Origin of the sequence: Candidatus Planktophila sp., assembly GCF_036734405.1 — a bacterium.
Lineage (GTDB): Bacteria > Actinomycetota > Actinomycetes > Nanopelagicales > Nanopelagicaceae > Planktophila.
This window is the reverse complement of sequence record NZ_DAIMYR010000003.1, coordinates 137,354-162,298: the sequence shown is the minus strand read 5'-3', so window position 1 is coordinate 162,298 and position 24,945 is coordinate 137,354. Positions and strand designations below refer to the sequence as shown.

23 protein-coding genes and 1 pseudogene are annotated in these 24,945 nt (G+C 46.6%); 10 read left to right on the top strand and 14 right to left on the bottom strand.

Annotation, left to right across the window (positions count from 1 at the left end):
- Positions 1 to 26: 26 nt before the first annotated feature.
- The gene (locus AC9UC2_RS04845) at positions 27 to 1,052 is read right to left on the bottom strand and encodes a 6-phosphofructokinase (RefSeq protein ID WP_509525882.1); all 1,026 of its coding nucleotides are present in this window, start codon (positions 1,050 to 1,052) and stop codon (positions 27 to 29) included.
- Positions 1,053 to 1,146: 94 nt separating this feature from the next.
- Here AC9UC2_RS04845 and xylB point away from each other — a divergent pair, with 94 nt between their 5' ends.
- Positions 1,147 to 2,550, top strand: a complete 1,404-nt coding sequence (gene xylB / locus AC9UC2_RS04840; RefSeq protein ID WP_509525879.1) for a xylulokinase — start codon at positions 1,147 to 1,149, stop codon at positions 2,548 to 2,550.
- On the opposite strand, the gene glgC is transcribed toward xylB, so the two are convergent.
- Positions 2,551 to 3,774, bottom strand: a complete 1,224-nt coding sequence (glgC, locus tag AC9UC2_RS04835; RefSeq protein ID WP_509525877.1) for a glucose-1-phosphate adenylyltransferase — start codon at positions 3,772 to 3,774, stop codon at positions 2,551 to 2,553.
- A gap of 50 nt (positions 3,775 to 3,824) precedes the next feature.
- On the opposite strand from glgC, the gene glgA reads away from it, so the two are divergent.
- Positions 3,825 to 4,988: a glycogen synthase gene (gene glgA, locus AC9UC2_RS04830; protein ID WP_509526160.1), complete on the top strand. Its 1,164-nt coding sequence runs from the start codon at positions 3,825 to 3,827 to the stop codon at positions 4,986 to 4,988.
- A complete protein-coding gene (locus AC9UC2_RS04825; protein WP_509525875.1) occupies positions 4,985 to 5,848 on the top strand; it encodes a DMT family transporter in 864 nt (287 codons plus the stop codon). Before glgA ends, AC9UC2_RS04825 begins: the two co-directional genes overlap by 4 nt.
- A 9-nt stretch (positions 5,849 to 5,857) precedes the next feature.
- On the opposite strand, the gene era is transcribed toward AC9UC2_RS04825, so the two are convergent.
- From era to AC9UC2_RS04785, 8 genes are all read right to left on the bottom strand, one after another.
- Positions 5,858 to 6,778 (bottom strand): GTPase Era, encoded by a 921-nt coding sequence (gene era, locus AC9UC2_RS04820; RefSeq protein ID WP_509525872.1) that lies wholly within the window; start codon positions 6,776 to 6,778, stop codon positions 5,858 to 5,860.
- Between the two features lie 15 nt (positions 6,779 to 6,793).
- Entirely contained in the window at positions 6,794 to 7,651 is an 858-nt protein-coding gene (gene dprA, locus AC9UC2_RS04815) for a DNA-processing protein DprA (RefSeq protein ID WP_509525870.1), read from the bottom strand.
- The gene (locus AC9UC2_RS04810) at positions 7,648 to 9,168 is read right to left on the bottom strand and encodes a YifB family Mg chelatase-like AAA ATPase (protein ID WP_509525867.1); all 1,521 of its coding nucleotides are present in this window, start codon (positions 9,166 to 9,168) and stop codon (positions 7,648 to 7,650) included. The genes dprA and AC9UC2_RS04810 overlap by 4 nt, the downstream gene beginning before the upstream one ends.
- Positions 9,165 to 9,530: a YraN family protein gene (locus AC9UC2_RS04805; RefSeq protein ID WP_509525864.1), complete on the bottom strand. Its 366-nt coding sequence runs from the start codon at positions 9,528 to 9,530 to the stop codon at positions 9,165 to 9,167. The genes AC9UC2_RS04810 and AC9UC2_RS04805 overlap by 4 nt, the downstream gene beginning before the upstream one ends.
- Positions 9,531 to 9,578: 48 nt before the next feature.
- A complete protein-coding gene (gene rnhB, locus AC9UC2_RS04800) occupies positions 9,579 to 10,187 on the bottom strand; it encodes a ribonuclease HII (protein WP_509525862.1) in 609 nt (202 codons plus the stop codon).
- Between the two features lie 4 nt (positions 10,188 to 10,191).
- Positions 10,192 to 10,848, bottom strand: coding sequence for a signal peptidase I (gene lepB / locus AC9UC2_RS04795; RefSeq protein WP_509525859.1), 657 nt, complete (start codon positions 10,846 to 10,848; stop codon positions 10,192 to 10,194).
- An 8-nt stretch (positions 10,849 to 10,856) separates the two neighbouring features.
- On the bottom strand, positions 10,857 to 11,402 hold the full coding sequence (gene rplS, locus AC9UC2_RS04790) for a 50S ribosomal protein L19 (protein WP_509525857.1): 546 nt from the start codon (positions 11,400 to 11,402) through the stop codon (positions 10,857 to 10,859).
- Positions 11,403 to 11,501: 99 nt separating this feature from the next.
- Positions 11,502 to 12,266 (bottom strand): inositol monophosphatase family protein, encoded by a 765-nt coding sequence (locus AC9UC2_RS04785; RefSeq protein ID WP_509525855.1) that lies wholly within the window; start codon positions 12,264 to 12,266, stop codon positions 11,502 to 11,504.
- A gap of 34 nt (positions 12,267 to 12,300) precedes the next feature.
- On the opposite strand from AC9UC2_RS04785, the gene AC9UC2_RS04780 reads away from it, so the two are divergent.
- Both AC9UC2_RS04780 and sepH read left to right on the top strand, forming a co-directional pair.
- The gene (locus AC9UC2_RS04780; protein WP_509525853.1) at positions 12,301 to 13,542 is read left to right on the top strand and encodes an MFS transporter; all 1,242 of its coding nucleotides are present in this window, start codon (positions 12,301 to 12,303) and stop codon (positions 13,540 to 13,542) included.
- Positions 13,535 to 14,371, top strand: a complete 837-nt coding sequence (gene sepH / locus AC9UC2_RS04775) for a septation protein SepH (RefSeq protein WP_509525851.1) — start codon at positions 13,535 to 13,537, stop codon at positions 14,369 to 14,371. The genes AC9UC2_RS04780 and sepH overlap by 8 nt, the downstream gene beginning before the upstream one ends.
- Positions 14,372 to 14,384: 13 nt before the next feature.
- On the opposite strand, the gene AC9UC2_RS04770 is transcribed toward sepH, so the two are convergent.
- A complete protein-coding gene (locus tag AC9UC2_RS04770) occupies positions 14,385 to 15,413 on the bottom strand; it encodes an alkaline phosphatase family protein (protein ID WP_509525848.1) in 1,029 nt (342 codons plus the stop codon).
- A 110-nt stretch (positions 15,414 to 15,523) separates the two neighbouring features.
- Here AC9UC2_RS04770 and AC9UC2_RS04765 point away from each other — a divergent pair, with 110 nt between their 5' ends.
- From AC9UC2_RS04765 to abc-f, 4 genes and pseudogenes are all read left to right on the top strand, one after another.
- Positions 15,524 to 16,426 (top strand): pseudouridine-5'-phosphate glycosidase, encoded by a 903-nt coding sequence (locus tag AC9UC2_RS04765; RefSeq protein WP_509525846.1) that lies wholly within the window; start codon positions 15,524 to 15,526, stop codon positions 16,424 to 16,426.
- Positions 16,423 to 17,304 (top strand): carbohydrate kinase family protein, encoded by an 882-nt coding sequence (locus AC9UC2_RS04760; protein ID WP_509525843.1) that lies wholly within the window; start codon positions 16,423 to 16,425, stop codon positions 17,302 to 17,304. The genes AC9UC2_RS04765 and AC9UC2_RS04760 overlap by 4 nt, the downstream gene beginning before the upstream one ends.
- A gap of 25 nt (positions 17,305 to 17,329) precedes the next feature.
- Positions 17,330 to 18,844: pseudogene (locus AC9UC2_RS04755) on the top strand (DNA gyrase/topoisomerase IV subunit A); the annotation flags it as partial.
- 39 nt (positions 18,845 to 18,883) lie between these two features.
- A complete protein-coding gene (gene abc-f / locus AC9UC2_RS04750; protein ID WP_509525840.1) occupies positions 18,884 to 20,482 on the top strand; it encodes a ribosomal protection-like ABC-F family protein in 1,599 nt (532 codons plus the stop codon).
- Between the two features lie 11 nt (positions 20,483 to 20,493).
- Here abc-f and AC9UC2_RS04745 read toward each other — a convergent pair whose 3' ends face one another.
- Entirely contained in the window at positions 20,494 to 22,575 is a 2,082-nt protein-coding gene (locus AC9UC2_RS04745) for a DNA gyrase/topoisomerase IV subunit B (protein ID WP_509525838.1), read from the bottom strand.
- 199 nt (positions 22,576 to 22,774) lie between these two features.
- On the opposite strand from AC9UC2_RS04745, the gene AC9UC2_RS04740 reads away from it, so the two are divergent.
- A complete protein-coding gene (locus AC9UC2_RS04740; RefSeq protein ID WP_509525835.1) occupies positions 22,775 to 22,987 on the top strand; it encodes a DUF7455 domain-containing protein in 213 nt (70 codons plus the stop codon).
- Here the strand turns inward: AC9UC2_RS04740 and AC9UC2_RS04735 are convergent.
- The gene (locus tag AC9UC2_RS04735) at positions 22,984 to 23,175 is read right to left on the bottom strand and encodes a CDGSH iron-sulfur domain-containing protein (protein ID WP_509525833.1); all 192 of its coding nucleotides are present in this window, start codon (positions 23,173 to 23,175) and stop codon (positions 22,984 to 22,986) included. The genes AC9UC2_RS04740 and AC9UC2_RS04735 overlap by 4 nt on opposite strands.
- A gap of 18 nt (positions 23,176 to 23,193) precedes the next feature.
- Positions 23,194 to 24,909, bottom strand: a complete 1,716-nt coding sequence (locus AC9UC2_RS04730; RefSeq protein ID WP_509525831.1) for an RNA polymerase sigma factor — start codon at positions 24,907 to 24,909, stop codon at positions 23,194 to 23,196.
- Between the last annotated feature and the right edge of the window lie 36 nt (positions 24,910 to 24,945).

The following is a 24,945-nucleotide window of genomic DNA, read 5'->3' as shown; positions in this document are numbered from 1 at the left end:
AGTTCAAAGGTCATTGCGCGGGGCAATTATCCGAAGAAGATCTCTGATTCCTTGTATAGCTCCAAAGGCACGGTCTTTAGCTTTTCAGTCGCTGTTGCTAACGGCACACGAGCGATATTTGTACCGTGCAGTGCAACCATCTTGCCCCAGTCACCTTCGTGTGCGGCTGTGATTGCGTGCAATCCAAATCGAGTCGCAAGAACGCGGTCAAATGCAGTTGGAGTACCACCACGTTGGATGTGACCCAAGACAGATGTGCGCGCTTCCTTACCTGTTCTCTCTTCAATCTGGCCAGCTAGCCAATCACCAATACCTGAAAGCTTGACGTGGCCAAAGGCATCAAGAGTTTGATCCTTTGTAACCATATCGCCATCTTGCGGAATTGCACCTTCGGCAATAACAATGATTGGTGCGTAGTGAGACTTAAAGCGTGATTCGACCCATTCGCAAACCTTTTCAACAGAGAACTTTTGCTCTGGAATCAAAATACATGTTGCACCGCCGGCAAGACCAGAATGCAAAGCAATCCAACCTGCGTGACGGCCCATTACTTCAACGATCAAGGCGCGATGATGTGATTCTGCAGTTGTGTGCAGACGATCAATTGCTTCAACTGCAATGTTTACTGAGGTATCAAAACCAAATGTGTAGTCAGTGTTGTTTAGGTCGTTATCGATTGTCTTTGGAACACCGATGACCTTGACGCCAAGTGCATCTAGCTTTGTTGCAACACCAAGAGTGTCTTCTCCACCAATTGCGATCAACGCATCGATGCCAGCTTTTTCAAGATTTTCCTTAATCTTTTCTACGCCGCCTTCAATCTTGAAAGGGTTAGTACGTGATGAACCTAGGATGGTTCCACCGCGCGGCAAGATGCCGCGAGTTACTTCGATGTTCAAAGGCATGGTTAGACCTTCTAGAGGTCCCTTCCAACCGTCACGGAAACCTACAAACTCGTGACCGTACTCTTTAACACCTTTACGAACTACGGCGCGGATAACCGCGTTAAGACCAGGGCAATCTCCGCCGCCAGTGAGGACACCAATACGCATGATTTACTCCAACAATTTTATTGTTTGTTTGTGTGGCTCAAATACTTTCCGCCACCTGTGGTCAACGCTGACTGGCACAGTCTAGCCTTGACCCATGGCTAATCGACAACTCATTGCCGGCGTGGATTCCTCAACACAATCTGTGAAGGTTGTGATTCGTGATGCTCACACGGGTCAATTAGTGCGAGAGGGACGTGCCTCCCACCCCGACGGAACCGAAGTGGATCCGGCACATTGGCTTACTGGATTACACGCAGCTTTTAAAGATGCCGGTGGATTAGATGATGTCGAAGCAATTTCTATTGCAGGACAACAACATGGAATGGTCGCATTAGATTCTGATGGCGAAGTTATTCGTCCCGCACTTTTATGGAATGACACGCGTTCGGCAAAAGAAGCCGAGGATCTGAACCGTGAAGTCGGCGGCGATCATGTAATCGCGCGAAAAGTTGGTTCAAAATTAGTTGCATCATTTACTGCATCCAAGGTGCGCTGGATGGCAGATCATGAACCTGATAACGCTTCACGTGTTGCATCTATTGCACTGCCCCACGATTGGCTGTCATGGCAGTTGCAGGGCGGTAAGGATTTAACAAAGTTGTTTACCGATCGAAGTGATGCATCTGGAACTGGTTACTTTGATCCCAGCACTTCACATTACCGAGAAGAGATTGTGCGTTTAGCTCTTCGTCATGATCAGAATTTCACCCTTCCGCGAATAATTGAGCCCTCACAATTTGGTGGCACAACCCTTGCTGGTATTCCAATTGCAGCTGGTGCTGGTGACAACGCGGGTGCGGCTTTGGGTTTGCAGGCACAACCCGGCGATGTTGTAGTTTCATTAGGAACAAGTGGCACCGCATTTGCAGTATCTGAAACCCCAACGCATGATCCATCCGGCGCTGTTGCAGGATTTGCCGATGCAACTGGTCGCTATCTGCCACTTGTCTGCACATTAAACGCTGCACGAATTTTGGATGCTGCATGTCGCATGCTTGGTAAAACTCACGATGAAATCGCGCAGTTGGCACTAGCTGCAAAGCCAGGTGCTAACGGACTAACTCTGTTGCCGTACTTTGAAGGTGAAAGAACACCTAATCGTCCAAAAGCAACTGGCGTATTTGCAGGCATGAACCTGAATAATTCAAACCCAGAAGATATTGCGCGTGCCATGGTTGAAGGAATGCTTGCCGGTTTAGCTGATGCAGTTGATTCACTTGTTGCATTAGGCGTGGGCGTGAACCGTATTTTGCTAATCGGCGGAGCTGCAAAAAATCCAGCCGTACCTGTTATTGCAAGTGCGTTGTTTGGCCGCGAAGTATTGGTTCCACCTGCAGGTGAATACGTTGCAAATGGCGCAGCTAAGCAAGCAGCCTGGGCTTTACTTGGTCAAATGCCAACCTGGGATTTAGGTGAAGTTGCACATCACAACAGCGGTGCAACACCTGAAGTAATGGTTAAGTACAAAGAATTAAAACATCAGACCGAAAACTGGTAACTAAACGGTAACGCGAACACCTTTACCAACGATAACAATTCCGCCATCGCTGACAGTAAAGCGTTGACGATCGCGTTCTAGATCTACACCGATTTGTGCACCTGGATCAACAATCACGCTTTTATCCAAAATAGCCTTGCGGATAATGGCTTTCTCACCAATGCGTACATTAGGCATCAAGACTGTGCCTTCTACGATTGCAGCTTTTCCAACTGAAACATCGTAGGAAACAACTGATCCATGCAATATTCCACCGGCGACAATCGAACCCGCACCAACAATTGAATCGTGCGCAGATCCACCTTCACTGAACTTTGCAGGTGGCAATGAAGGTGGGTTTGTCAGCAATGGCCACTCACGGTTATACAAGTTAAAAATTGGGTGAACGGATACAAGATCCATATGCGCGTCATAGTAAGCGTCAATCGAACCTACATCGCGCCAGTAGCCCTTGTCGCGTTCAGTTTCACCTGGAACAACATTGTTTGCGAAGTCATAAACCTTGGCCTGACCTTGTGAAGTTAAATAAGGAATTATGTTTCCGCCAAGATCATGACGGGATTCGATATCTTCAGAATCCAGAATTAGCGCTTCTTCCATGACATCGCGCTTGAAAATGTAATTACCCATCGACACAAGTGAAAGTTCTGGATGGCCAGGCATTGCTGGCGGATTAGCCGGCTTTTCATGGAAAGCCTTAATCGTGATTCCATCTTCAGCTAATTCAATAACACCAAAATCATGTGCTTCAGCGCGCGGCATACGGATCGCTGCAACTGTTACCCCTGCCCCAGTTTCTAAATGTTGCTGGAACATCTGCATAGGATCCATGCGATAAACGTGATCCGCACCAAACACCAAAACATGCTTTGGGTCTTCATCATGAATTAAATTGAAGTTTTGCAAAATTGCATCAGCGCTGCCGGTGTACCAACGTGGTCCAAGTCGCTGCTGCGCAGGTACTGGAGTGATGTAATTTCCAAGAAGTGATGACATGCGCCACGTTGTTGTTATGTGACGGTCAAGTGAATGTGACTTGTACTGCGTTAATACTGCAACTTTTAGCATGTTGGCATTTGCCAGATTGGATAAAACAAAATCAACTAAACGATATGAGCCGCCAAATGGAACAGCAGGCTTGGCGCGATCTGCTGTGAGCGGCATTAAACGCTTTCCTTCGCCACCAGCAAGAACGATGCTGAGCGGAAGTTGCAGTTTGGCCATGTCTTAACGATAGCCTTTCACCCTTGTCCAAGGAAGAGGCTCTCAAAGATATGACTGCATTGAAGGTTGGAATCGTTACCAAAGAGTGGCCACCGGCCATCTATGGTGGCGCTGGAGTGCATGTTCTTCAGCTAACGCAAGCCCTTCGTACAATCAATGATGTTCATGTCGATGTTCACTGCTTCGGTGGTCCGCGCGATGATGCTTTTGGTTACTCATTACCCAGCGGTTTTGCAGATGCCAATCCCGCCGTCCAAGCTATAGCGATTGACCTTGAAATGGCTACACATCTTGGTCATGTTGATGTTGTCCATTCGCACACTTGGTATGCAAACATGGCTGGGCATATCGCTGCGTTGCAACATGGAATTCCACATATCGTTAGCGCACACTCTCTGGAACCATTACGTCCTTGGAAAGCTGAACAATTAGGCGGCGGATATCGCATTTCTTCGTGGGCTGAAAAAACAGCATACGAAGGCGCAAGTGCCATCATCGCAGTCAGTGATGGAATGCGTGGTGATGTTCTAAAGGCATACCCTTCTATTGATCCAGCAAAAGTTGTCACAATTCGAAATGGCATAGACACTAATAAATTTGCGCCAAATCACGATCAATCAGTGCCTGAAAGTTTTGGAATTAGCGGACCGTATGCAATCTTTGTTGGACGGATTACGCGTCAAAAAGGTTTAGCCCATCTTTTGCGTGCTTGGAAAGAAGTACCGGCGGAATTTGGCTTGGTCTTGGCTGCTGGATCTCCTGATGAAGAAGGAATCGGCAACGAAGTTGCAGCTTTGATCGCTGAACTTCAATCAACCCGCAACAATGTGTGGTGGATCAAAGAGATGCTCCCCCATGATCAATTAACTGCCATGCTTACCGCAGCTGATTTATTTATCTGTCCATCAATTTATGAACCACTTGGAATCGTAAATCTAGAAGCTATGGGATGTGAAACCGCAGTCCTGGGTTCTCGTGTAGGCGGTATCCCAGAAGTTGTTGCTGATAAAGAAACTGGCGAGCTTGTTGACTACAACGGTGAGGCAGCACCTTTTGAAAAAGCCTTGACCGAGTCCATTTCTCGTTTGATGTCTCAACCTGAACTGCTGAAGAAATACGGTGCTGCAGGTCGCGTACGTGCTCAAAAACTTTTTGGGTGGGATGCCGTTGCAGCATTAACAGTTGAGCTTTATCGAAAGGTGAAAAATAAGTGACCCGCAAGTCAATGATTTACTTTGGTTTAGTGGGTTTTCTGTGGGGTATTCCATACCTTCTCATGAAGGTTGCTGTTGAAGATTTTCCACCTGCTGCTGTTGTAGCTGGTCGTACGTTAATTGGCGCGTCAATCTTGATTCCGATTGCCATTTATCGCAAGAAGTTTAACGGCGCGGTACTGGGTTTTAAGTTTGTTGCCTTCTATGCGCTGCTCGAAATGATTGGTCCCTGGATTCTAATCACTACTGCTGAGCAAAAGATTAGTTCTGGCTTAGCCGGATTATTGGTGTCAACCGTTCCAATTTTTGCGACCATCATTACATCTATGCGCGGAGATCACTCCGTGTGGCAGTTCAAGCGCATATTTGGAATTGTGGTTGGTTTCTTAGGATTGATCTTGGTTGTTGGAATCGAAAGTTTGACGGGAAGCGCCGATCTTTTATCTATCGTGATGGTTCTTATCGCATCAGTCAGCTATGCCTATGCGGTAATCATGATTCTTTCAAATCTTCCATTAGTTGATGGAATTGCAATTAATGGGCTTGCCATGGCACTTACAACTATCTTTTGGGGTCCAGTTGCAATTGCGCAATGGCCATCAAACATTTCAATGAACTCTGCACTTTCATTAATTGCCTTAGGTGTGCTGAGCACCGCTTTTGCCTTTATTTTGTTCTTCAAGTTAATGGAAGATATCGGGCCAGCTCGCGGATCATTGGTAACTTATGTGAACACAGCGGTGGCTGTTGTGCTCGGTGTGATCATCTTGAAGGAGCCACTAACAGCGGGAATTCTTATTGGTTTGCCTTTGGTGTTGGTTGGTTCATACCTAGCTAGCAAAAAGAGCCAAGTAATTTAGGTCTTACTTTTACGTCCTGTCGCCGAACCCAAGTTTTGCAAGAAGTTTTGGATCCTTTTGCCATTCCTTTGAAACCTTAATGTGAAGTCCAAGGAAGATTTTTGCCGCAAGTGCGCGCTCAATATCTGCGCGAGCTCGAATTCCGATTTCCTTTAATCGAGCGCCTTGATGGCCCAGCAAGATTGCTCGTTGGGTATCGCGCTCTACATGAATAGTTGCATGGACATCGAAAAATGGGCGAGATCCTTTTTCTTCGCGCTCACCAAACTCATCAATAGTTACAACAATTGAATGCGGAAGCTCTTCACGAACATCCTGCAGCGCGGCTTCTCGAATGAATTCACAGATTAACTGTTCGATTGCCTGATCACTCGTTGTTCCTTCTGGGTAGTACTGAGGGCCTGCCGGCAGGTTATTTCCAATAAGTTCATTGAGAAGATCTACTTGATCGTGAATTGCTGCCGATACCGGAATGATCTCATCCCACACAAAGCCTTCGGCAATCTTCATGATGCCAAGCAAGCGAACCGCTAATTTTTCCTTTGAAATCAAATCAGTCTTTGTAATAACTGCGAACTTTTTTGCCTTGGGATGCTTAGCAATTTCAGCAGCAATAAATGTGTCTCCTGCGCCAGATGTCTCATCAGCTGGAATACACATGATGACAATGTCGACTGAATCCATGCTCTGATCCACAACTTGGTTTAAGCGTTGCCCCAATAATGTCTTTGGCTTGTGAACGCCAGGTGTATCTACAAGGACGGCTTGAAATTCGGGGCGATGAACAATTCCACGAATCGCAGTACGAGTTGTGTTGGGATGATGAGAAGTAATTGCAATCTTGGTACCTACGAGTGCGTTAATCAAAGTCGATTTTCCAACATTTGGGCGGCCAACAATGGCAACAAAGCCCGAACGGAAATCACTCATAGGCTTATTCTCTCATCAATTAGCTCCTACAAACTCCACCGCATCTGCCACAGATGTAACGATCTCTGCTGCTCGCTCACCAATTAAGCGATGACAACCTTCGCTTGTGGGTGAATTAATTGGTCCTGGAATCGCCATAACCGGGCGAAAGATCTCTGCTGCATCACGTGCGGTGCGTAATGATCCACTGCGAAATGCAGCTTCAACAACAAGTGTTGCTTTCGATAGTGATGCAATCAATCGATTACGGGTTAAGAAGCGATGCGGAAGCGCGCGGTGTCCCGGCATGAACTCGGTAACCATTGCTCCTGATTCGCAAATTTCGGCAAACAGCCGCGTGTTTCCCGCTGGATAATTAATATCAATTCCAGATGCAATAACTGCAACTGTCACACCTTCTGCAATCAGTGCCCCTTTATGTGCATAGGAATCAATTCCATATGCTCCCCCACTAACAATTGCCCATTCACGGTCGGCAAAACCTGCGGCAAAGTCTCCAGCTATTCGCGCTCCATAGGATGTTGGATTGCGGGTTCCAACAATGGCAAGTGATGGTTGATGCAACGCGCCGATGTTTCCTTTAAGTATTAGGCCGATCGGTGGTGCAGCAAGATCATTGACCTGTAGGGGCCAATCATCATCTAATGGAGTAACCAGTCGAGCTTGATGTGCAGCAATGTCGGTTAACACTTGCTCACCGCTCATCTGACGAAGCTCGGAAATTAGCTTCTCATTTTTAATCGGGTCATACCCGCCAGACATTAATTTTTCATACACAGCAAGTGCGCCTTTGGTCGAAATTTCGGAGGACCAAAAGGGATGTCCCGCTTCGATTGCACTAAACAGCGCCGCGCGTGCTAGTTGTTCTGTCACGCTTCGACCTTGCCTCTCATGGTGTGAGCGGCCATAACATTTTCTAAAGTTGGTGTTGGGTTATTGTGCAGATCAGCAAAACTCCAAGCGGTGCGGATGATTTTGTGTAAGCCGCGGGCAGTTATGTGTTCACGATCTAGTTCATCATGCAGAAAGTTCATCGCACTTCTTTCAGGCTGAAATGTTGAACGCAAAGCACGTGCCGGTATCTGAGAATTCAAACTCCAGCCCATTCCAGCAAAACGTTTTTTTGCGACCTCTCGAGCAGCAATCACTCGGGTGCGAATTACGGTGCTGCTTTCTCCTAATTCATCCCGTGCCATATCTACACGTCCTACAGGATCTACCTGAACTCGCAAATCAATTCTGTCCATTAAGGGTCCTGATAACTTTCCTAGATAACGCCTAACCTGTTGCGAAGTGCAGGTGCAATTATGGCCGCGTCCAGTGAACTTTCCACATGGACATGGATTAGCAGCTAAAACCAAAAGAAACTGTGCTGGAAAAGTTAAGTTTCCAATACTACGTGCGATCGTAATGGTTCCAGATTCCAAAGGTTGTCGCAGCGCATCTAAGACACCTGGCCCGCATTCAGGTGCTTCATCAACAAATAAAACACCGTAATGTGCAAGTGAACATGCACCGGGCTTGATTGCATGTGATCCGCCACCAACCATCGCGATGCGAGTAGTTGTGTGATGGGGCGAGACCATTGGCGCAAGCAGCGATAACGGTGAACGTTGAGTCAAAGTGCCAGCAATTGAATGAACTGCAGTCACTTCTAGTGCTTGATCAATGCTTAGCGCCGGCATGATTGTAGGGATTCTTTCGGCAATCATTGTTTTTCCGGCACCGGGTGGGCCAATCAACAAGATGTGATGTCCCCCAATAGCAGCAATTTCTGCAGCCAAACGTGCGGTGGATTGTCCGGCAACATCTGCAAAATCCAAACGAGTGTCAGTTTGTTCCCACTGCAAATCAAACTCTTGCACTACTTCGCGTTCTCCAGTTCGTAGCCAGCGCAGTACTTGTTTTAGATGGTGCATCGGAATAATTGTCATTGCTTGCATCAGTTGTGCTTCTTCAAAGTTTGCCGCTGGTACCACTGCGGTGCGAACACCTGCTTTGTACGCAGCCATAAGCGCAGGCAATACGCCACGAACTGAACGAATTCGACCATCTAATGAAAGTTCTCCCAGAAACAAAAGCTCTTCAATCTTTTCTGTTGGAACACTTTGATGGGCTGAGAGCAACGCAATACAGATAGCCAAATCAAAACTGGAACCACTCTTGGGCAACCAGGCAGGTGAGAGCGAGACGGTAACTTTTCGATTGGGCCACACTTCCCCACAATTTACTATTGCACTGCGTACTCGCTCTCGTGATTCAGTCAGAGCGGCATCTGGCAAACCCAACAGAGAATAACCCGGAAGCCCATCTGCAATATCAACTTCTACCGTGACCAAATGCCCTTCTAAACCTAAGAGCGCTACTGAATGAGTAAGAGCAAGGGTCATAACAACTTCTCGCGGTATTCAATTTCATGTGAACCATTAGCTTTAATAAGCACAGCTGCAACATCGATTTGATACTCACATCCCAAGCATCCATGCGTAGCTAGCCAGGCAAGTGCCAACCGCTGCATGCGATAAGCCTTATCTCGATTGATTGCTTCAAATGGATGTCCGAAAGCAACCGAGCTTCGGGTCTTGACCTCCACAAATGAAAACACCCCCGTTGGATACAAGGCGATAATGTCGATTTCGCCTTCACGGATTCGCCAATTGCGTTCGATAACTTCGATATTTCGATTGATCAGAAATTGTGCAACAGCTTCTTCGCCTTGTGCACCGGTAATTTGATTGCTCTTTGTCTTCATGATCAGAGAGGATAAATACCCCGATCACAGCTACTTTGATTCCTTGGCTTACTTGTGGATTAGCGCCGCAACATTGGCAAAGGAACGACGATGTTGTGCACACGGTCCATGCTCATTTAGGGCTTTCGTGTGAGCCGCAGTGATATATCCCTTGTGGCCAGCAAAACCATACAGCGGGAATTCAAGATCCATTTCGCGCATGATGCGATCTCGAGTTACCTTGGCAATAACTGATGCAGCACTAATTGAAACTACAACTTGATCGCCCTTCCAGACTGCAAGGTTAGGAACTCCTAAGCCTTCGATGGCATATCCATCTGTAAGAACGTATGCGGGTTCAACGCTTAAACCTTGTACCGCCCGGCGCATACCATCCAGGTTTGCCGCATGTACCCCGCGCGAATCAACTTCATATGCAGGGACAATTACAACGCTTACTGATGCAGCTACTTGATGAATTAAATCAAAGACCGCATCGCGTTTGGATTCGACAATTTCTTTTGAATCCCGCACAACGGCTAATTCGGCAGCAAAGGGATCATTGAGAACAACGGATGCGATTACTAATGGACCTGCACACGCACCACGACCAGCTTCATCGACACCTGCAATCGGTGAGATTCCAGCACTAGTTAAAAGCTGTTCAATAACCTTCATAAGGTTACTTGTTTAGTACATCAACTCTTGGAACATATGTGATGTTCTTGAAAGGCCAGATGATGCCAACAACTCGTCCGCTGACCTTGGACAAAGGTATGAAACCCTTATTGATATCGTCTTGGTGATAACGCGAATCAGCACTTGCTGCTCGGTGATCTCCAAGCACCCACAACTTGCCTTTGGGAACAGTCACATCAAAGTTCATTTCTGATGGTTTGTTTCCAGCAAAGATGTAAGGCTCAATAACTTCAACCCCATTAACGCTCAAGTTGCCGGCTTTTGTGCAACAAACAACACGATCTCCGCCGACACCAACAACACGCTTAACTAAATATTGCTTTGCGGGATTTGGAAGAACACCAACTGCAACCAGCGCGCTCTTCGCCTTTGCAACTAACTGGTTTGTTGTGGCGTCATATGGTTCAGGAAGCCAATTATCTGGATCGCGGAACACGACTACATCTCCGCGCTTAATGTTGTCTGAAATAAATGGAACCTTGTTAACAGCAACGCGATCTTTAACCTGAAGTGTGTTTTCCATAGATCCTGAAGGAATATAGAAAAACTGCACTAAGAAACTCTTGATAAATAGGGATACGACTAATGCAACAACTACAAGGATTGGGAGCTCCTTAAGGAGCGATCCCTTATTGCGCATTGAAAAGATTATTCAGCTTTTGGAGCTTCAGTTGCTTCAGCTTCAACCACAACATCTGCTGACGCAACTTCAGCTGGAACCTCTGCGGTTTCAACCACAACTTCTGCAGCCGCAACTTGAGCTGGAACCTCTGCTACAGCTTCCTCAATTATTGGTGCGGGCACTACTGGTTCTGGTGTAGACAAAATTCCATCGCCGTAACCTTCAACGCCATCGCGCTTTTCGCGAATCTTTGCAGCCTTACCGCGTAGGTCGCGTAGGTAGTACAGCTTGGCGCGACGTACTTCGCCCTTCTTTACTAACTCAATCTTTTCGATCACTGGTGTGTGAACTGGGAATGTACGCTCAACACCAACGCCGTATGAAACCTTACGGATTGTGAAAGTTTCGCGAACTCCATCGCCTTGGCGACGAATAACGATTCCTTGGAAAACCTGAAGACGGCTCTTGCTACCTTCGATAACACGAACATGGATCTTGAGCTCATCACCAGCACGGAACTGTGGGATGTCTTTGCGCAGGGATACTGCATCTACGGCGTCAAGAATGTTCATATTCGGATCCTTTTGTCATTTCTATTAAGCACACGCTTTGGCGGTGCAGACTGCGTATTGTGCCATAGCCACGCTCGGAAGCGTAAATCGCGTCTGCGCCTACTGGGGGATGGACGCTTTGAGCGCCTCGTACAGGTGTGGGCCGGCAGCCAGGGTCAGATTCAGCCCATGCCATGGGTGCGTCGTCACAACCGCCCCGGCTTCTCGGGCGACCAGCTCAGCTGCGGCTAAATCCCATTCATGCAACCCAGTTTCAAAGTAGCCATCAACCAGACCCGTAGCCACATGGCAGATATCGGCGGCGGCAGAACCAATTCTGCGTAAATCTCTAATCTGTGGAATAAGTACATTCACAATCTTTAACTGTTCGATGCGATCTTTTACATCGTAGGCAAAGCCCGTTGAAAATAGCGCGCGATTTAGTTCTACGGGATTGTTGCACGCAATCTTCACATCATTAAGGAATGCTCCCCCACCTTTGCTTGCATGCCAGGTTGATTGAACGGTAGGACTGTGAACTACGCCAACCAATGTTCCATTCTCATCTTTTGCAGCGATGCTGACTGCCCAGCCAGGTAATCCGTAGAAATAATTGACGGTGCCATCTACGGGATCAATCACCCAAGTGATTCCGCTCTTACTGGCGCGAGATGTTCCTTCTTCTCCGATGATTCCATCGTCGGGGCGCGCCGCCAAAATACTTTCGACAATTAATTTTTCACTAGCTAGATCCATCTGCGTTGCTATATCAATTGCAGTTGATTTAACAGTTAAGTCCCACGACGCTGGTCGATTAACCAAAAGATCACCTGCTTGTCGAGCAATCTTTAGCGCAAGTTCAAGCAATTCCTTGGAATCGGTCATGAACCCAGTCTAATGGCGAGATAGACTCTTGCCTATGTTCTCAGGGTATTCCACGATAGTTAAAACCCCTGGGGCCCTTAAATTTTCGATATCTGGATTGATTGCGCGCATGCCAATTTCCATGGATTCTCTTGCCTTAATTTTTATCGTAGTTGCTGCAAGTGATTCTTATGCGATTGCTGGTGCACTTAGTGCAACAGCTTCAGTTGTTATGGCATTTGCTACGCCACATTGGTCACGTGTTGCTGATCGAATTGGCCAGAGCGCCATGTTGGTGCGTGTTATTCCGATTAAGGTTGCCGGGCTTTGTCTTTTCACGTTTTTAGTTTTGAATCAAGCACCAACGTGGACTTGGTTTGTGAGCATCATTATTGCTGAATCAATGTCAGTCAATACCGGCGGATTAGTTCGTCGCCGCTGGTTACATGTTTTAAGTCCAGATAAATCAAGTACCGCCGAAGATGAACAAGATCGTCACTTAGTGAACACGGCATATTCCTTTGAAGCGCTGATGGACGAAGTTGTGTTTATCTTGGGTCCAATCATTGTCACCGCCTGTGCCACAACCATTTCACCAGCTGCTGGAATGATGGCTGGAATCTTCTTTTTGGCAGTCGGTGTTCCTTTGTTTGTCATGCAAAAATCAACTGAGCCACCATCTACTCCTAAACGAATAATTGATCCCCATCCAGCGGTAATTCGAAACAAACGAGTGCAAGCGATAGTTCTTGCCACAACATTGCTTGGTGGTTTTTTCGGATCGATCGCAATTGTCACTGTTGCTTTTGCAGAACAACGCGGTCAAGCAGATAAATCTGGTCTGCTGTTAGCCATTTGGGCTTTCGGAAGCGGAATCGCTGCAATTATCAACGGCGCCATCAAATGGAAGTCATCTAGCGCAACCCGCTTCTTGATTTTCTTATTCTTACTTACTGCCCTGTGTGTCCCCATGTTATTTACACACACCTTGGGATGGCTGGCAGTTGCTTTATTTTTTAACGGTTTTGCTATTGCACCATTAGTGATCAATGCATACGGCGTTGCAGAAGGTGCAGTACCGCCGGATCAAATTACTGAGACTTTGACGTGGGTTGTTGCAGGAATGCCTATGGGTGGAGCACTAGCTAGTGCTTTGTCCGGCCAAATCATCGATCGGTTTGGTTCCGACATCGCATTTTGGGTACCTCTGGGATTTATGATTGCGGCATGTGCAGCCACGCTTCCGTATTTCCGTACTTATAAGGCCCTCATCGGCTACCCTCATGCTCGTGACTGAGCTACGACTAGACGGAAAGACCGAGGATGGTCTGTACCTGTCTTTGCATGACAATGATGGAAATGAATTCACTGTACGAGTCAGTGACACATTGCGCGCAACTGTTAATCAGCAAAGATTGATGGCGGTTCCATCTTCTGATGAGCCAAGTATTTCCATTAAAGAGATTCAGCGATTGCTACGTGCAGGACAAACTGCAGAACAAATTGCTCGAGAGAACAACACAACTATTGAAAAGATCGAACGATTTGCTGGACCAATTCTTTCTGAACGCATCTACATCATTGATCAAGCTCAACAGATTGTTATCCGCAAAGAAGGCGGGCGCGACGCAGTTACTTTGCTAGGCGTAGTTATCTCGCGTTTAGCTCCCCGCAACATTGATTCATCTGAATTGTCATGGGACACATGGCGCTTAGAAGATGGCACCTGGACTTTAGAACTTCATTACCCAAACAGTTCAGGTATTGGAATTGCGCAATGGAACTTTGATTCCACCTTGCGCACTGTGACTTCTATGGATGAAAACGCCCGCTGGATGATGGGTGATGATCCTGCTCCGCGCCAACTTCCAACGCCAGCGTTGATTCCCACCGAGAGTTCTCACCCCTCCGAGCGTCGCATTATTGATGTGTACAGCGAGTTCCGGAAAGAATCACTTGAACAAGAGCTTGAAGAAGAGATTGAACCTATTCGCGAGGTTCCCCGCCTAGCAGTTATTCGTGAAGAGCCAGATGATGAAGCCACACGCGATGGAATCACCGCACGCGCCAAGGTTCCAAGCTGGGATGAAATTATGTTCGGCATAAAGCCAGAGGACAATAAGTAAAAACTTTGCCTTGCTAGCTCAAAGTAGTTGTAAGTAATCCGACCTGAGATTCAATCTCACTATCTCCTCCATGATGTCCAACCATTGCGCCTTCTTTATCGTCGCGATCAGCATCTACAAGAATTACACCGCCGCGGGCTATCGCAATTACTTCGCCCATGCGATCGATTGAATCAGAGCTTAAATTCGCCCCAAAAAGATTGGTTGATATCGCTTGTTCGCGGGTAAGGACTAGCGCTTTATCGTGCAAATACTGTTGCCACACACCAGCTGCATCGACACGTGCCTGAACTGAATCTTCGGTCAAATAAATGTGTCGTGCACGTGGTTCTCCTGCAACAACGCTGACTCCAGTAAGCAAAGGATTGTCTTGTCCAATAATGATTTTTTCTTCAACATTAATCATTCCGTGATCTGAAGTAACCCAGATCCGTGTTCCTTTAGGAACTTCCTTCATTAACTGCGAAACCATTTGATCAATTGCAGCCAGTGCGGCAATCCACTTATCACTACCGACACCATCTGAATGACCTGCCGAATCTAAATCATTTACATATAGGTATACAAAGGAAGGAGTCTTCTGAAGTGCTTGCTTAGTTTCACTTACTAAATCTGTGACAATATTCGCGCCTTTGTATTGCGCGCCACGAAACACCGCGCGAGTAAAACCCGAATTTTCATAGCGCTTGGCAGCAACATGTGTGACATTGATTCCAACTTTTGTTGCACGTTCAAAAAGTGTTTCTACTGGTTGCCAATTTTCGGGATCTACACGTTCATCCCATTTCAGTGCATTTAGCAGCCGGCCTCCGCTGCGCGGTACTTGAACTGTGTACCCCAACATTCCGTGAACTCCGGGAAGTTCTCCGGTTGTTAGCGTTGCAAGTGATGTCGCGGTGGTTGAAGGAAAAGCTGTATGAATTTTTCCAAAGTTAATCATGCGGCTCATGGTTGGCATAACTTCGGCATACGTTGACAGAGTGTCAAAACCAAATCCATCAATTAGAAATAGCAGTTCGCGTCCCATCGGCGACTGACCCATTGCCAAGTGATCGACAGCACTGTCTAACCCGAGGGAAGAAAAGATAGAGGGAGTTATCTGGGACAAATGCACGTGCTTATCTTCCCATGAGAGTGCACTAGAGTTTGGCTATGGAAAAAGCGATCAAGCTATCTGCCGAAGTTTCGGCTGCTATCAAGGCCGGAAAGCCAATCGTTGCTCTGGAATCAACGATTATTAGCCATGGCTTGCCACGTCCTTCCAATCTAGAAGTAGCCCTTGAATGCGAGCGAATTGTTCGTGATGCAGGTGCGGTTCCAGCAACTATTGCCTTGCTTGATGGAAAAATTTTGGTCGGATTAGAAGGTGCCGAACTAGAGGCTATTGCCAACCGAGACGATATTTCTAAAGCATCAATTCGTGATTTAGCAATCATCATCGCCCAAGGAAAAAGCGCGGCAACAACAGTTGCGGCAACGGCGCACATTGCAGCAATGGCCGGAATTCATGTTTTTGCAACGGGTGGCCTTGGAGGCGTACACCGCGGGGCTAATGAATCCTTTGATGAATCTGCAGATCTGACTGCATTAGCAAATGTAGATATGACCATGGTTTGTGCGGGCGTTAAATCAATTTTGGATGTGCCAGCCACATTAGAGCGACTAGAAACTTTGGCAATCAGCTTGGTTGGTTACAAGACCAATGCCTTCCCAGGTTTCTATTTGACCGATTCTGGATACACCCTTGAACATCGAGTTAATTCGCCAGCTGAAATCGCGGCAATCATCAAGGCGCGTGGCGCAGTTGGCACTTTAAATAAAGCACTTGTCGTTGCAAACCCAGTTGTCAAAGAGATGAACAAGGCCAGACATGATGAGATTTTGAAATCAGGACTTGAGAAAGCGCACAAGCAAGGTGTAGTTGGCAAGAATGTGACCCCTTTCTTGCTCGAACATTTCCATACAACTTCACAAGGTGAATCACTCGCGATTAACACTGAAATTATCAAGGCGAACTGTCTACTGGGTGCACAGATCGCGGTGGCACTTCAATGAAAAAGATTCTCTGTATTGGCGATTTAGCGCTGGATGTAATTTCTCAGCTCAAAGAGCCCATCAATTACGGCAATGACACTGCAAGTAAAATTTCAAGCCACCCAGGTGGGCAGGCGGCAAATGTTGCAACGTGGATTACCCGCACCAATTCAAAGGCGCATTTAGTCGCACGTACAGGCAATGATCCTGTTGGTTTTGCCTTGATTTCTGACTTGGATAAGTACGGCGTAGAACACCTTAATTTGATGCATAGCGGACGCCCAACTGGTGTTGTTGTGATTTTAGTTGATGCAAATGGTGAGCGCACAATGTTCCCGGACAATGGAGCAAATGCTGACCTTGAAGCATCTGATTTACCTTCACTTGATGATATTGATGGTGTCTATCTATCAGGGTATGCGCTTTTGGATTTCCGCAGCCGCGATGCAGTTCTTGCAATGATTAAGAAAATTAAAGCAACTGGTAAGCCAATCTTTTTTGATCCAACTACAACTGGTGCCATGAAGATTGTTAGTCGAGAAGAAGTTCTCTCATGGGTTGGTTTGATGGATGGAATTTTGCTCAACAGCGAAGAAGCCTTGTATCTTGGAGATTCAACTGATGTTGAAACCGCTGAAGAAAATCTTGCAAAGATCACCCCACTTGTTGTCATTAAATTGGGCTCAAAGGGTGCGATGGCGATTAATGGTTCACACAAGGCCAAGGTTTCTGCAGTGACAACCAATGTTGTTGACACCACAGGTGCTGGAGACTCATTTGCTGCTGGATTTATTCCGAAGTGGCTAGAAACAAGTGATCTGACTCAAGCTCTTACTGCCGGTGCGGCATTGGCAGCAAAGTGTGTTTCATCAGTTGGGGCGCGCCCTCCCCTAAATTAAGCCTGACTCTTGGCAGAATGCCCCAATGGCAACTGCGAAGACTCCCGCGAAATCTGCGGCCAAAGGTAAGAAACCCGCTGGACCAAAGCCCGGTGAATATCCAGGAAAGATCGTCGACATCGATGTTTCCAAAGAGGTTTCAGAATCTTTTCTTGAGTACGCATATTCAGTTATTTATTCACGTGCACTTCCTGATGCACGTGATGGTTTAAAGCCAGTTCACCGCCGCATTCTTCATCAGATGGCAGACATGGGTCTACGCCCAGAACGTGGACATGTAAAGAGCGCACGTGTTGTTGGTGAAGTAATGGGTAAGTTGCACCCACATGGTGATGGCGCAATTTATGATGCTTTGGTTCGTATGGCGCAAAGTTTCTCAATGGGATTACCGCTAATCGATGGTCACGGAAACTTTGGATCACTTGATGCAGGCCCTGCAGCAATGCGTTACACCGAAGCTCGTTTGGCACCGGCTGCAATGTCTATGGTTGCCGAAGCCGATGAAGACACAGTTGATTTTGGTCCGAACTATGACGGCGCACTATCTGAGCCAATTGTTCTACCAGCGGCTTATCCAAACCTTCTTGTAAATGGTGGCTCTGGAATTGCTGTGGGTATGGCAACCAACATGGCTCCGCATAACTTGAGCGAAGTAATCGCTGCAACCAAGTTTCTGATTGAGAATCCAGCAGCAACTGTTAAGCAGTTGATGAAGTTTGTGCCGGGACCAGATTTTCCAACAGGCGGAGAAATCGTTGGACTAGATGGTGTGCGTGAAGCGTATGCAACTGGAAAAGGATCATTTAAGGTTCGCGCAACTGTTGAAATTGAAAAGGTTACCTCTCGCAAGATGGGTATCGTCATTAAAGAGCTTCCATACACAATCGGACCTGAAAAGGTTGTAGAACGTATTGCAGCCCTGGTAAAGGCCAAAAAGATTCAGGGAATCAGCGACATCATCGATCTTTCTGATGGCCAGACCGGCACAAATGTTGTTATTGAAATTAAGAATGGTTTTGAGCCGGAAGAGGTTCTTGAAAAGCTCTATGCACTAACCCCTATGGAAGATGCATTTGCAATCAATGCCGTTGCCTTGGTTAAGGGTCGTCCACAAACTCTGGGACTTAAAGAATTACTGAAAGTATTCATCGATCACCGCATCGAAGTTGTTCGTCGCCGTTCCGAGTTCCGCAAGGCAAAAGCGGAAAGTCGATTAGGTCTAGTTGATGGTTTGCTCAAGGCAATCATTGATATCGATAAGGTCATCAAGATCATTCGCGGCAGCGATGATGCAGCCGCAGCTAAAGATAAGCTGATTAAAGACTTTAAGTTAAATGATGAACAGGCAACATATATCTTGGATATGCCACTTCGTCGTTTGACCAAGATGAGCAAGATCGAACTAGAAACAGAGCAAAAGGAACTCAAAACCACTATTGCTGCGCTGACTAAGTTGCTAAAGAGTGAAGATGCAATCAAAGCTCAAGTTTCTGATGAATTAACTGCGGTTGGAAAGTCATATGCAGCACCTCGTCGTACTCGAATTGGTGCAGCCTAAACCCAGCCGATAGACTTGGGTGTGATTTCAACCCAAGCGCTCGAATTACGTGCAGGTGCTCGCCTTCTTGTTAAAGGCGTAACTGTTCGCATTAACAGCGGTGACCGCATCGGTTTTGTTGGTCGAAATGGTGCTGGTAAATCAACCCTTGCAAAAGTATTAGCTGGTGAAACTATGCCGGCGGGTGGTGCGGTTAATCGCACTGGAAAAATTGGTTACCTTCCGCAGGATCCGCGCACTGGCGATGAACCAGGAACCGTTATTGATCGCATTCTCTCTGCGCGTGATTTGGATCAGATCGCAGCTCGCATGAGATCAGTTGAAGAAGAGATGGCAACGGCGCAAGGTGAAGCGCTAGAAAAAGCAATGGATCGCTACACCCGCGTTGAAGCAGAATTTTCTGCAGCCGGTGGTTATGCGGCAACGGCAGAAGCCGAAGCGATTGCAACATCTCTTGGCGTATCTGAAGCGGTCTTTTCTAATGAACTATCTACCCTTTCCGGTGGTCAACGCCGTCGTATCGAACTAGCTCGCATTCTCTTTAGTGGTGCTGAAACCCTTTTGCTAGATGAGCCAACTAACCACTTGGATGCTGATTCCATTATGTGGCTGCGCGAGTTTTTATCTAAGTATTCAGGTGGTTTGGTCATCATCTCTCACGATGTGAACTTGATTGAAACCGTTGTAAACAAAGTTTTCTACTTAGATGCCAACCGTAACTGCATCGATGTTTACAGCCTTGGCTGGAAGGCATATTTGTTGCAGCGCGAACAGGATGAGCATCGCCGTAAGAAAGAGCGTGCGAACGCTGAAAAGCGTGCAGAGATTTTGCAGAAGCAGGGCGAAAAGATGCGCGCAAAGGCATCCAAGGCGACTGCGGCGCAAGGTATGTTGCGTCGTGCTGAAAAACTTAGAAGTGGTCTTGATGATGTTCGAGTCGCAGACAAGGTTGCAAAGCTGCGCTTTCCTACCCCTGCCCCATGTGGCAAGACGCCGCTTTCGGGTGAAGAGTTATCAAAGAATTATGGTTCCCTTGAAATCTTTACCGATGTTTCATGCGTGATTGATAAGGGTTCACGTGTTGTAATTCTTGGACTTAACGGTGCTGGAAAGACAACACTGCTTCGAATTTTGGCTGGAGAACTTGAATCAGATACTGGAAAAGTTGAACATGGTCACGGCCTTAAAATCGGCTACTACGCCCAGGAACACGAATCACTTGATTTCGAGCGAACAATTCTTGAAAACATGATGTCTGCAACCCCTGATATTCGTGAACCCGAAGCTCGCAATACCTTAGGTTCATTCCTGTTTGTTGGCGATGATGTTCATAAGCCAGTAAAGGTTTTATCTGGTGGCGAGCGGACTCGTTTAGCTTTGGCAGTCCTAGTTGTATCGGCAGCAAATGTTTTGCTACTTGATGAGCCAACTAACAACTTAGATCCAGCATCTCGCGCAGAAATTCTTGGTGCATTGGCGGAATACCAAGGTTCCGTAATCATGGTTTCTCACGATGAAGGCGCAGTACAAGCGCTAAAACCTGAACGTGTGATCTTGTTGCCAGATGGCGATGAGGATTTGTGGAAAGAGGAGTACTTCGACTTAGTCTCTATTGACTAAGTTTGGATTGACTAAGCGTCGATGTGATCGCGGTCGATTTCCGCGTTAGCAATGAATTCCTTGCGTGGTGCAACATCGCTACCCATTAGCAGTTCAAACATTGCCTCTGATGCTGCGGCATCTGAAACTGTGATGCGACGCAAAGTGCGCGCATCTGGATCCATTGTGGTTTCACGGAGCTGGTCTGCATCCATTTCACCAAGGCCTTTGTAACGCTGAATTGGTTCCTTCCAACGCTTGCCGCTCTTCTTAAGATCTTCGGTTACTTTCTTCATCTCATCATCACTGTATGTGTAGATGTATTCGCCCTTCTTGCCTCCCCCGCCCATTACTTCTATGCGGTGCAGAGGTGGGATCGCAGCAAATACGCGGCCTGAATCAATCAGTGGGCGCATATAGCGATACATCAGGGTTAACAACAAACAACGAATGTGAGCACCATCAACGTCAGCATCTGACATCAAGATAATGCGGCCGTAACGGGCTTCATCTAATTCAAATGACTTGCCGGAACCAGCACCAATTACCTGAATAATCGAGCCGCACTCTTTATCTTCTAGCATCTGTGAAAGTGATGCCTTCTGAACGTTAAGGATTTTTCCGCGAATCGGCAAGATTGCTTGGAACTCGCTGTTACGAGCAGCCTTTGTTGTACCAAGTGCCGAGTCACCTTCTACGATGAATAGTTCGGTACGTGTTACATCTTCTGAGCGACAATCTGAAAGCTTTGTAGGAAGCGATGATGATTCAAGTGCGTTCTTGCGGCGCTGTAGATCCTTGTGGGCACGTGCGCTGATACGGGTGCGAGATGCTGCAGCAATCTTTTCAAGAACAAGGCGGCCATTGGCTTTATCAATGCGCTTTGAAGTATTGAAATACTCTTTCATCTTATCGGCAACAACTGCAGAAACAATTCGAGTTGCAGCTGCAGTTCCTAAAACTTCCTTGGTTTGGCCTTCAAACTGTGGTTCAGACATACGAACGGTGACAACTGCGGTTAAACCTTCAAGTACGTCATCTTTGATGACATCAATTTCTTTGTTAGCCAAGGTCTTAGTTGATCGCAAAGCTTCATTGACAACCTTGACTAGTGCGCGCTCAAAACCTAGAACGTGGGTTCCGCCCTTTGGCGTAGCAATGATGTTTACAAATGAGCGCTGGGTGGTCTCAAAACCATTGCCCCACTTCATCGCGATATCAACTTCCATATCGCGTTCTACTTCAGTTGAAACCATATGGCCCTTGTCATCAAGGACAGGAACTGTTTCTTGGTAATGCCCAGTGCCGTAAATACGAATGACATCGCCTACGGCTTCATCTGGCTGCAGGTAATTACAGTATTCGGTGATACCGCTCTTGTGGAAGAAAGTTTCAGTTGTCTTTGTCTTGGTGCGATTGTCATTAACAATCAGCGTTAAACCTGGAACAAGGTATGAAGTTTGACGTGCGCGAGCGTAAATATCTTCAAGATCTAGCTCTGCTTCCTTAAGGAAAATCTGTCGATCACTCCACCATTTAATTCGAGTTCCGGTGATCTTTGATGAAATCTTTCCAATAACGCGAAGACCTGACTTAGGCTCAAAAGGTGCCTTAGGACCATCACCATCAAAGATTCCTGCAGTTCCGCGTTGGAATGACATCCAGTAAATTTTGCCATCACGGTCAACTTCAACATCTAAACGAGATGCAAGTGCGTTAACAACAGATGCACCCACGCCGTGTAGACCACCTGATGCAGCATACGATCCGCCACCGAACTTTCCACCTGCGTGAAGTTTTGTCAGAACAACTTCAACACCAGTTAAACCTGTCTTTGGTTCTTTATCTACTGGAATTCCGCGACCATCATCATGGACTTCAACGGACCCATCTGATTCAAGATTAATTTCGATTTTCTTGCAGTGACCGGCCAGCGATTCATCTACAGAGTTATCGATGATTTCCCATAAGCAATGCATAAGGCCACGTGAATCCGTTGAACCGATATACATTCCGGGACGTTTGCGAACCGCATCAAGGCCTTCAAGGACTGCCAGGTCCTTAGCCGTATAGCTATCTTGCAAAGGGGTCGCAATTGCATCTTTCTCAGCCATGGGGCGAAAGATTATCCGTCTCACCCCATTTTCGTGCGTAAGCGCGCCGATCGCATCTCAAATACTGGAAATTGTCGACTCTCAGAGTTAATTCAGCGTTAATTAGTGAAATTAAATGAATATTAACGAGCGGGGAATAAATAAATGTGGTTTCCTGTTCCATAGAAGCAAGGCAGTACACGGAAACGGAGAGAGAAAAATGACAGAACAGTTGTTGCTTGAATCAGTTCCTCTTAACGCCCTTGATCGTTGCGATCGTTGTGGCGCACAGGCCTACGTCCGTGCAGTGCTTCTCAATGGCGGAGAATTGATGTTCTGCGCTCACCACGGCAAGGAATACGCTGAAAAGCTAAAACCAATTGCTGCAAAGATTCAAGATGAAACTGAAAAGTTAATCGAATCTAAAAACTAATCTTTCTTATCGAGAAAGCCCTTATGCGAACCATCGCAGAAGGGCTTTTCTTGTGAGTGGCCACAACCACAAAACTTTGGGTTTTCAATTGTTTCAATGACATTGCCTTCAGAATCGACAATGTCCACCGTTCCAGTTAAGCGGATTGATCCACTCTTTGGATTAATGAAAACCTTATTGTTTTCCATAACTGTTCTAGCTTCTTTTTAATCTAGGTAGTCGCGCAGAACCTGGCTACGTGATGGGTGACGAAGCTTTGACATTGTCTTTGATTCGATCTGACGAATACGTTCACGAGTAACTCCGTAAACCTTTCCGATCTCATCAAGTGTCTTTGGCTGTCCATCAGTTAAACCAAATCGCATTGCAACAACGCCTGCTTCACGCTCTGACAAGGTGTCTAGCACTGAATGCAACTGCTCCTGTAGCAAAGTAAATGAAACCGCATCAGCTGGAACTACCGCCTCTGAGTCTTCAATCAAATCACCGAATTCAGAATCGCCTTCTTCACCAAGTGGTGTGTGAAGTGAAATTGGTTCGCGACCGTACTTTTGAACTTCGACCACCTTTTCAGGTGTCATATCAAGTTCCTTGGCTAGCTCTTCTGGGGTCGGTTCACGACCAAGATCCTGAAGCATCTGGCGCTGTACACGAGCCAACTTATTTATAACTTCAACCATGTGAACTGGAATACGAATCGTACGAGCCTGGTCAGCCATCGCGCGTGTGATCGCCTGGCGGATCCACCATGTTGCATAGGTTGAGAACTTATAACCCTTTGTGTAGTCGAACTTTTCAACCGCACGGATAAGACCCAAGTTACCTTCCTGGATCAAGTCCAAGAACAACATGCCTCGACCGGTGTAACGCTTTGCAAGGGAAACAACCAGACGAAGGTTTGCTTCGAGCAAGTGATTCTTTGCGCGCTTTCCATCTTCAACAAGCCATTCAAGTTCACGCTTGTACTTCTTATCTAATTTCTTTTCATGCTTGAGCTTCTCTTCAGCGAAAAGACCAACTTCTACGCGTGTTGCAAGCTCTACTTCAAGCTCTGCGTTTAGCAACGCAACGCGGCCAATCTGCTTCAGGTAGTCCTTTACTGGATCTGCTGTCGCACCAGCTGTCATAACTGTCTGAGCAGGTGCATCATCTTCTTCAGACGCCTTTAATGTAAATGCATTCTCTTCATTTCCCTGAGTTGCATCATCAGAGGCAAGATCTACAACACGTGGCTGATTTCCCTTGTCTTCTTCTTCGCTGTCGATAATTTCGACAACTTCCTTGATCAGGGTTTCAACATCTTCTAATTCAACTTCTTCAAGTTCTACTTCTTCCCCATCAATCTTTGTGACAATTGCTTTACCGGTCTTTGCATCAACCTTTGGTGCCGCAACGGCCTTAACAGGTTCTGGCTTTGGGGCAATAAGTTCGTATTCGGCTTTTTTCAGAATTCGAGATGGTGAACCTAAACCAGACTTACGAAGCTTCTCAACTAATACTGGAACTTCAGTTGCGAGCGCGCGTGCTTCGTCAACTAAATCTTTATCGGCCTTCTTTGGAATTCGGTTAATCGAAGTAACACCGCGTGCATCAAGTTCAGCCAACACTTCATTTTGGCGAAGTACCGCGTTCTTGGCGTCAACAATCTGTTGAACATCTTTTGCTGATAAATCTTTTTTAAGTTCAATCTTCTTGGCAGGTACTGCCTTCTTAACTGGAGCCGCTGCTTTCTTTGCAGGTGCGGCCTTTTTAACTGCGGCCTTCTTTACCGGTGCTGCTTTTTTCACTGCGGCTTTCTTAACTGGTGCAGTCTTTTTCACAGGCGCTGCTTTCTTCGCTGGTGCTTTCTTAGCGACAGGTGCTTCTTTTTTAGAAGAAGTCTTAGCCTTCACCTTGTTTTTGAGCGCACTAAATACAGCCACAATTGTCCTTTGATTTGTTTCAACGAATTCGCTGAA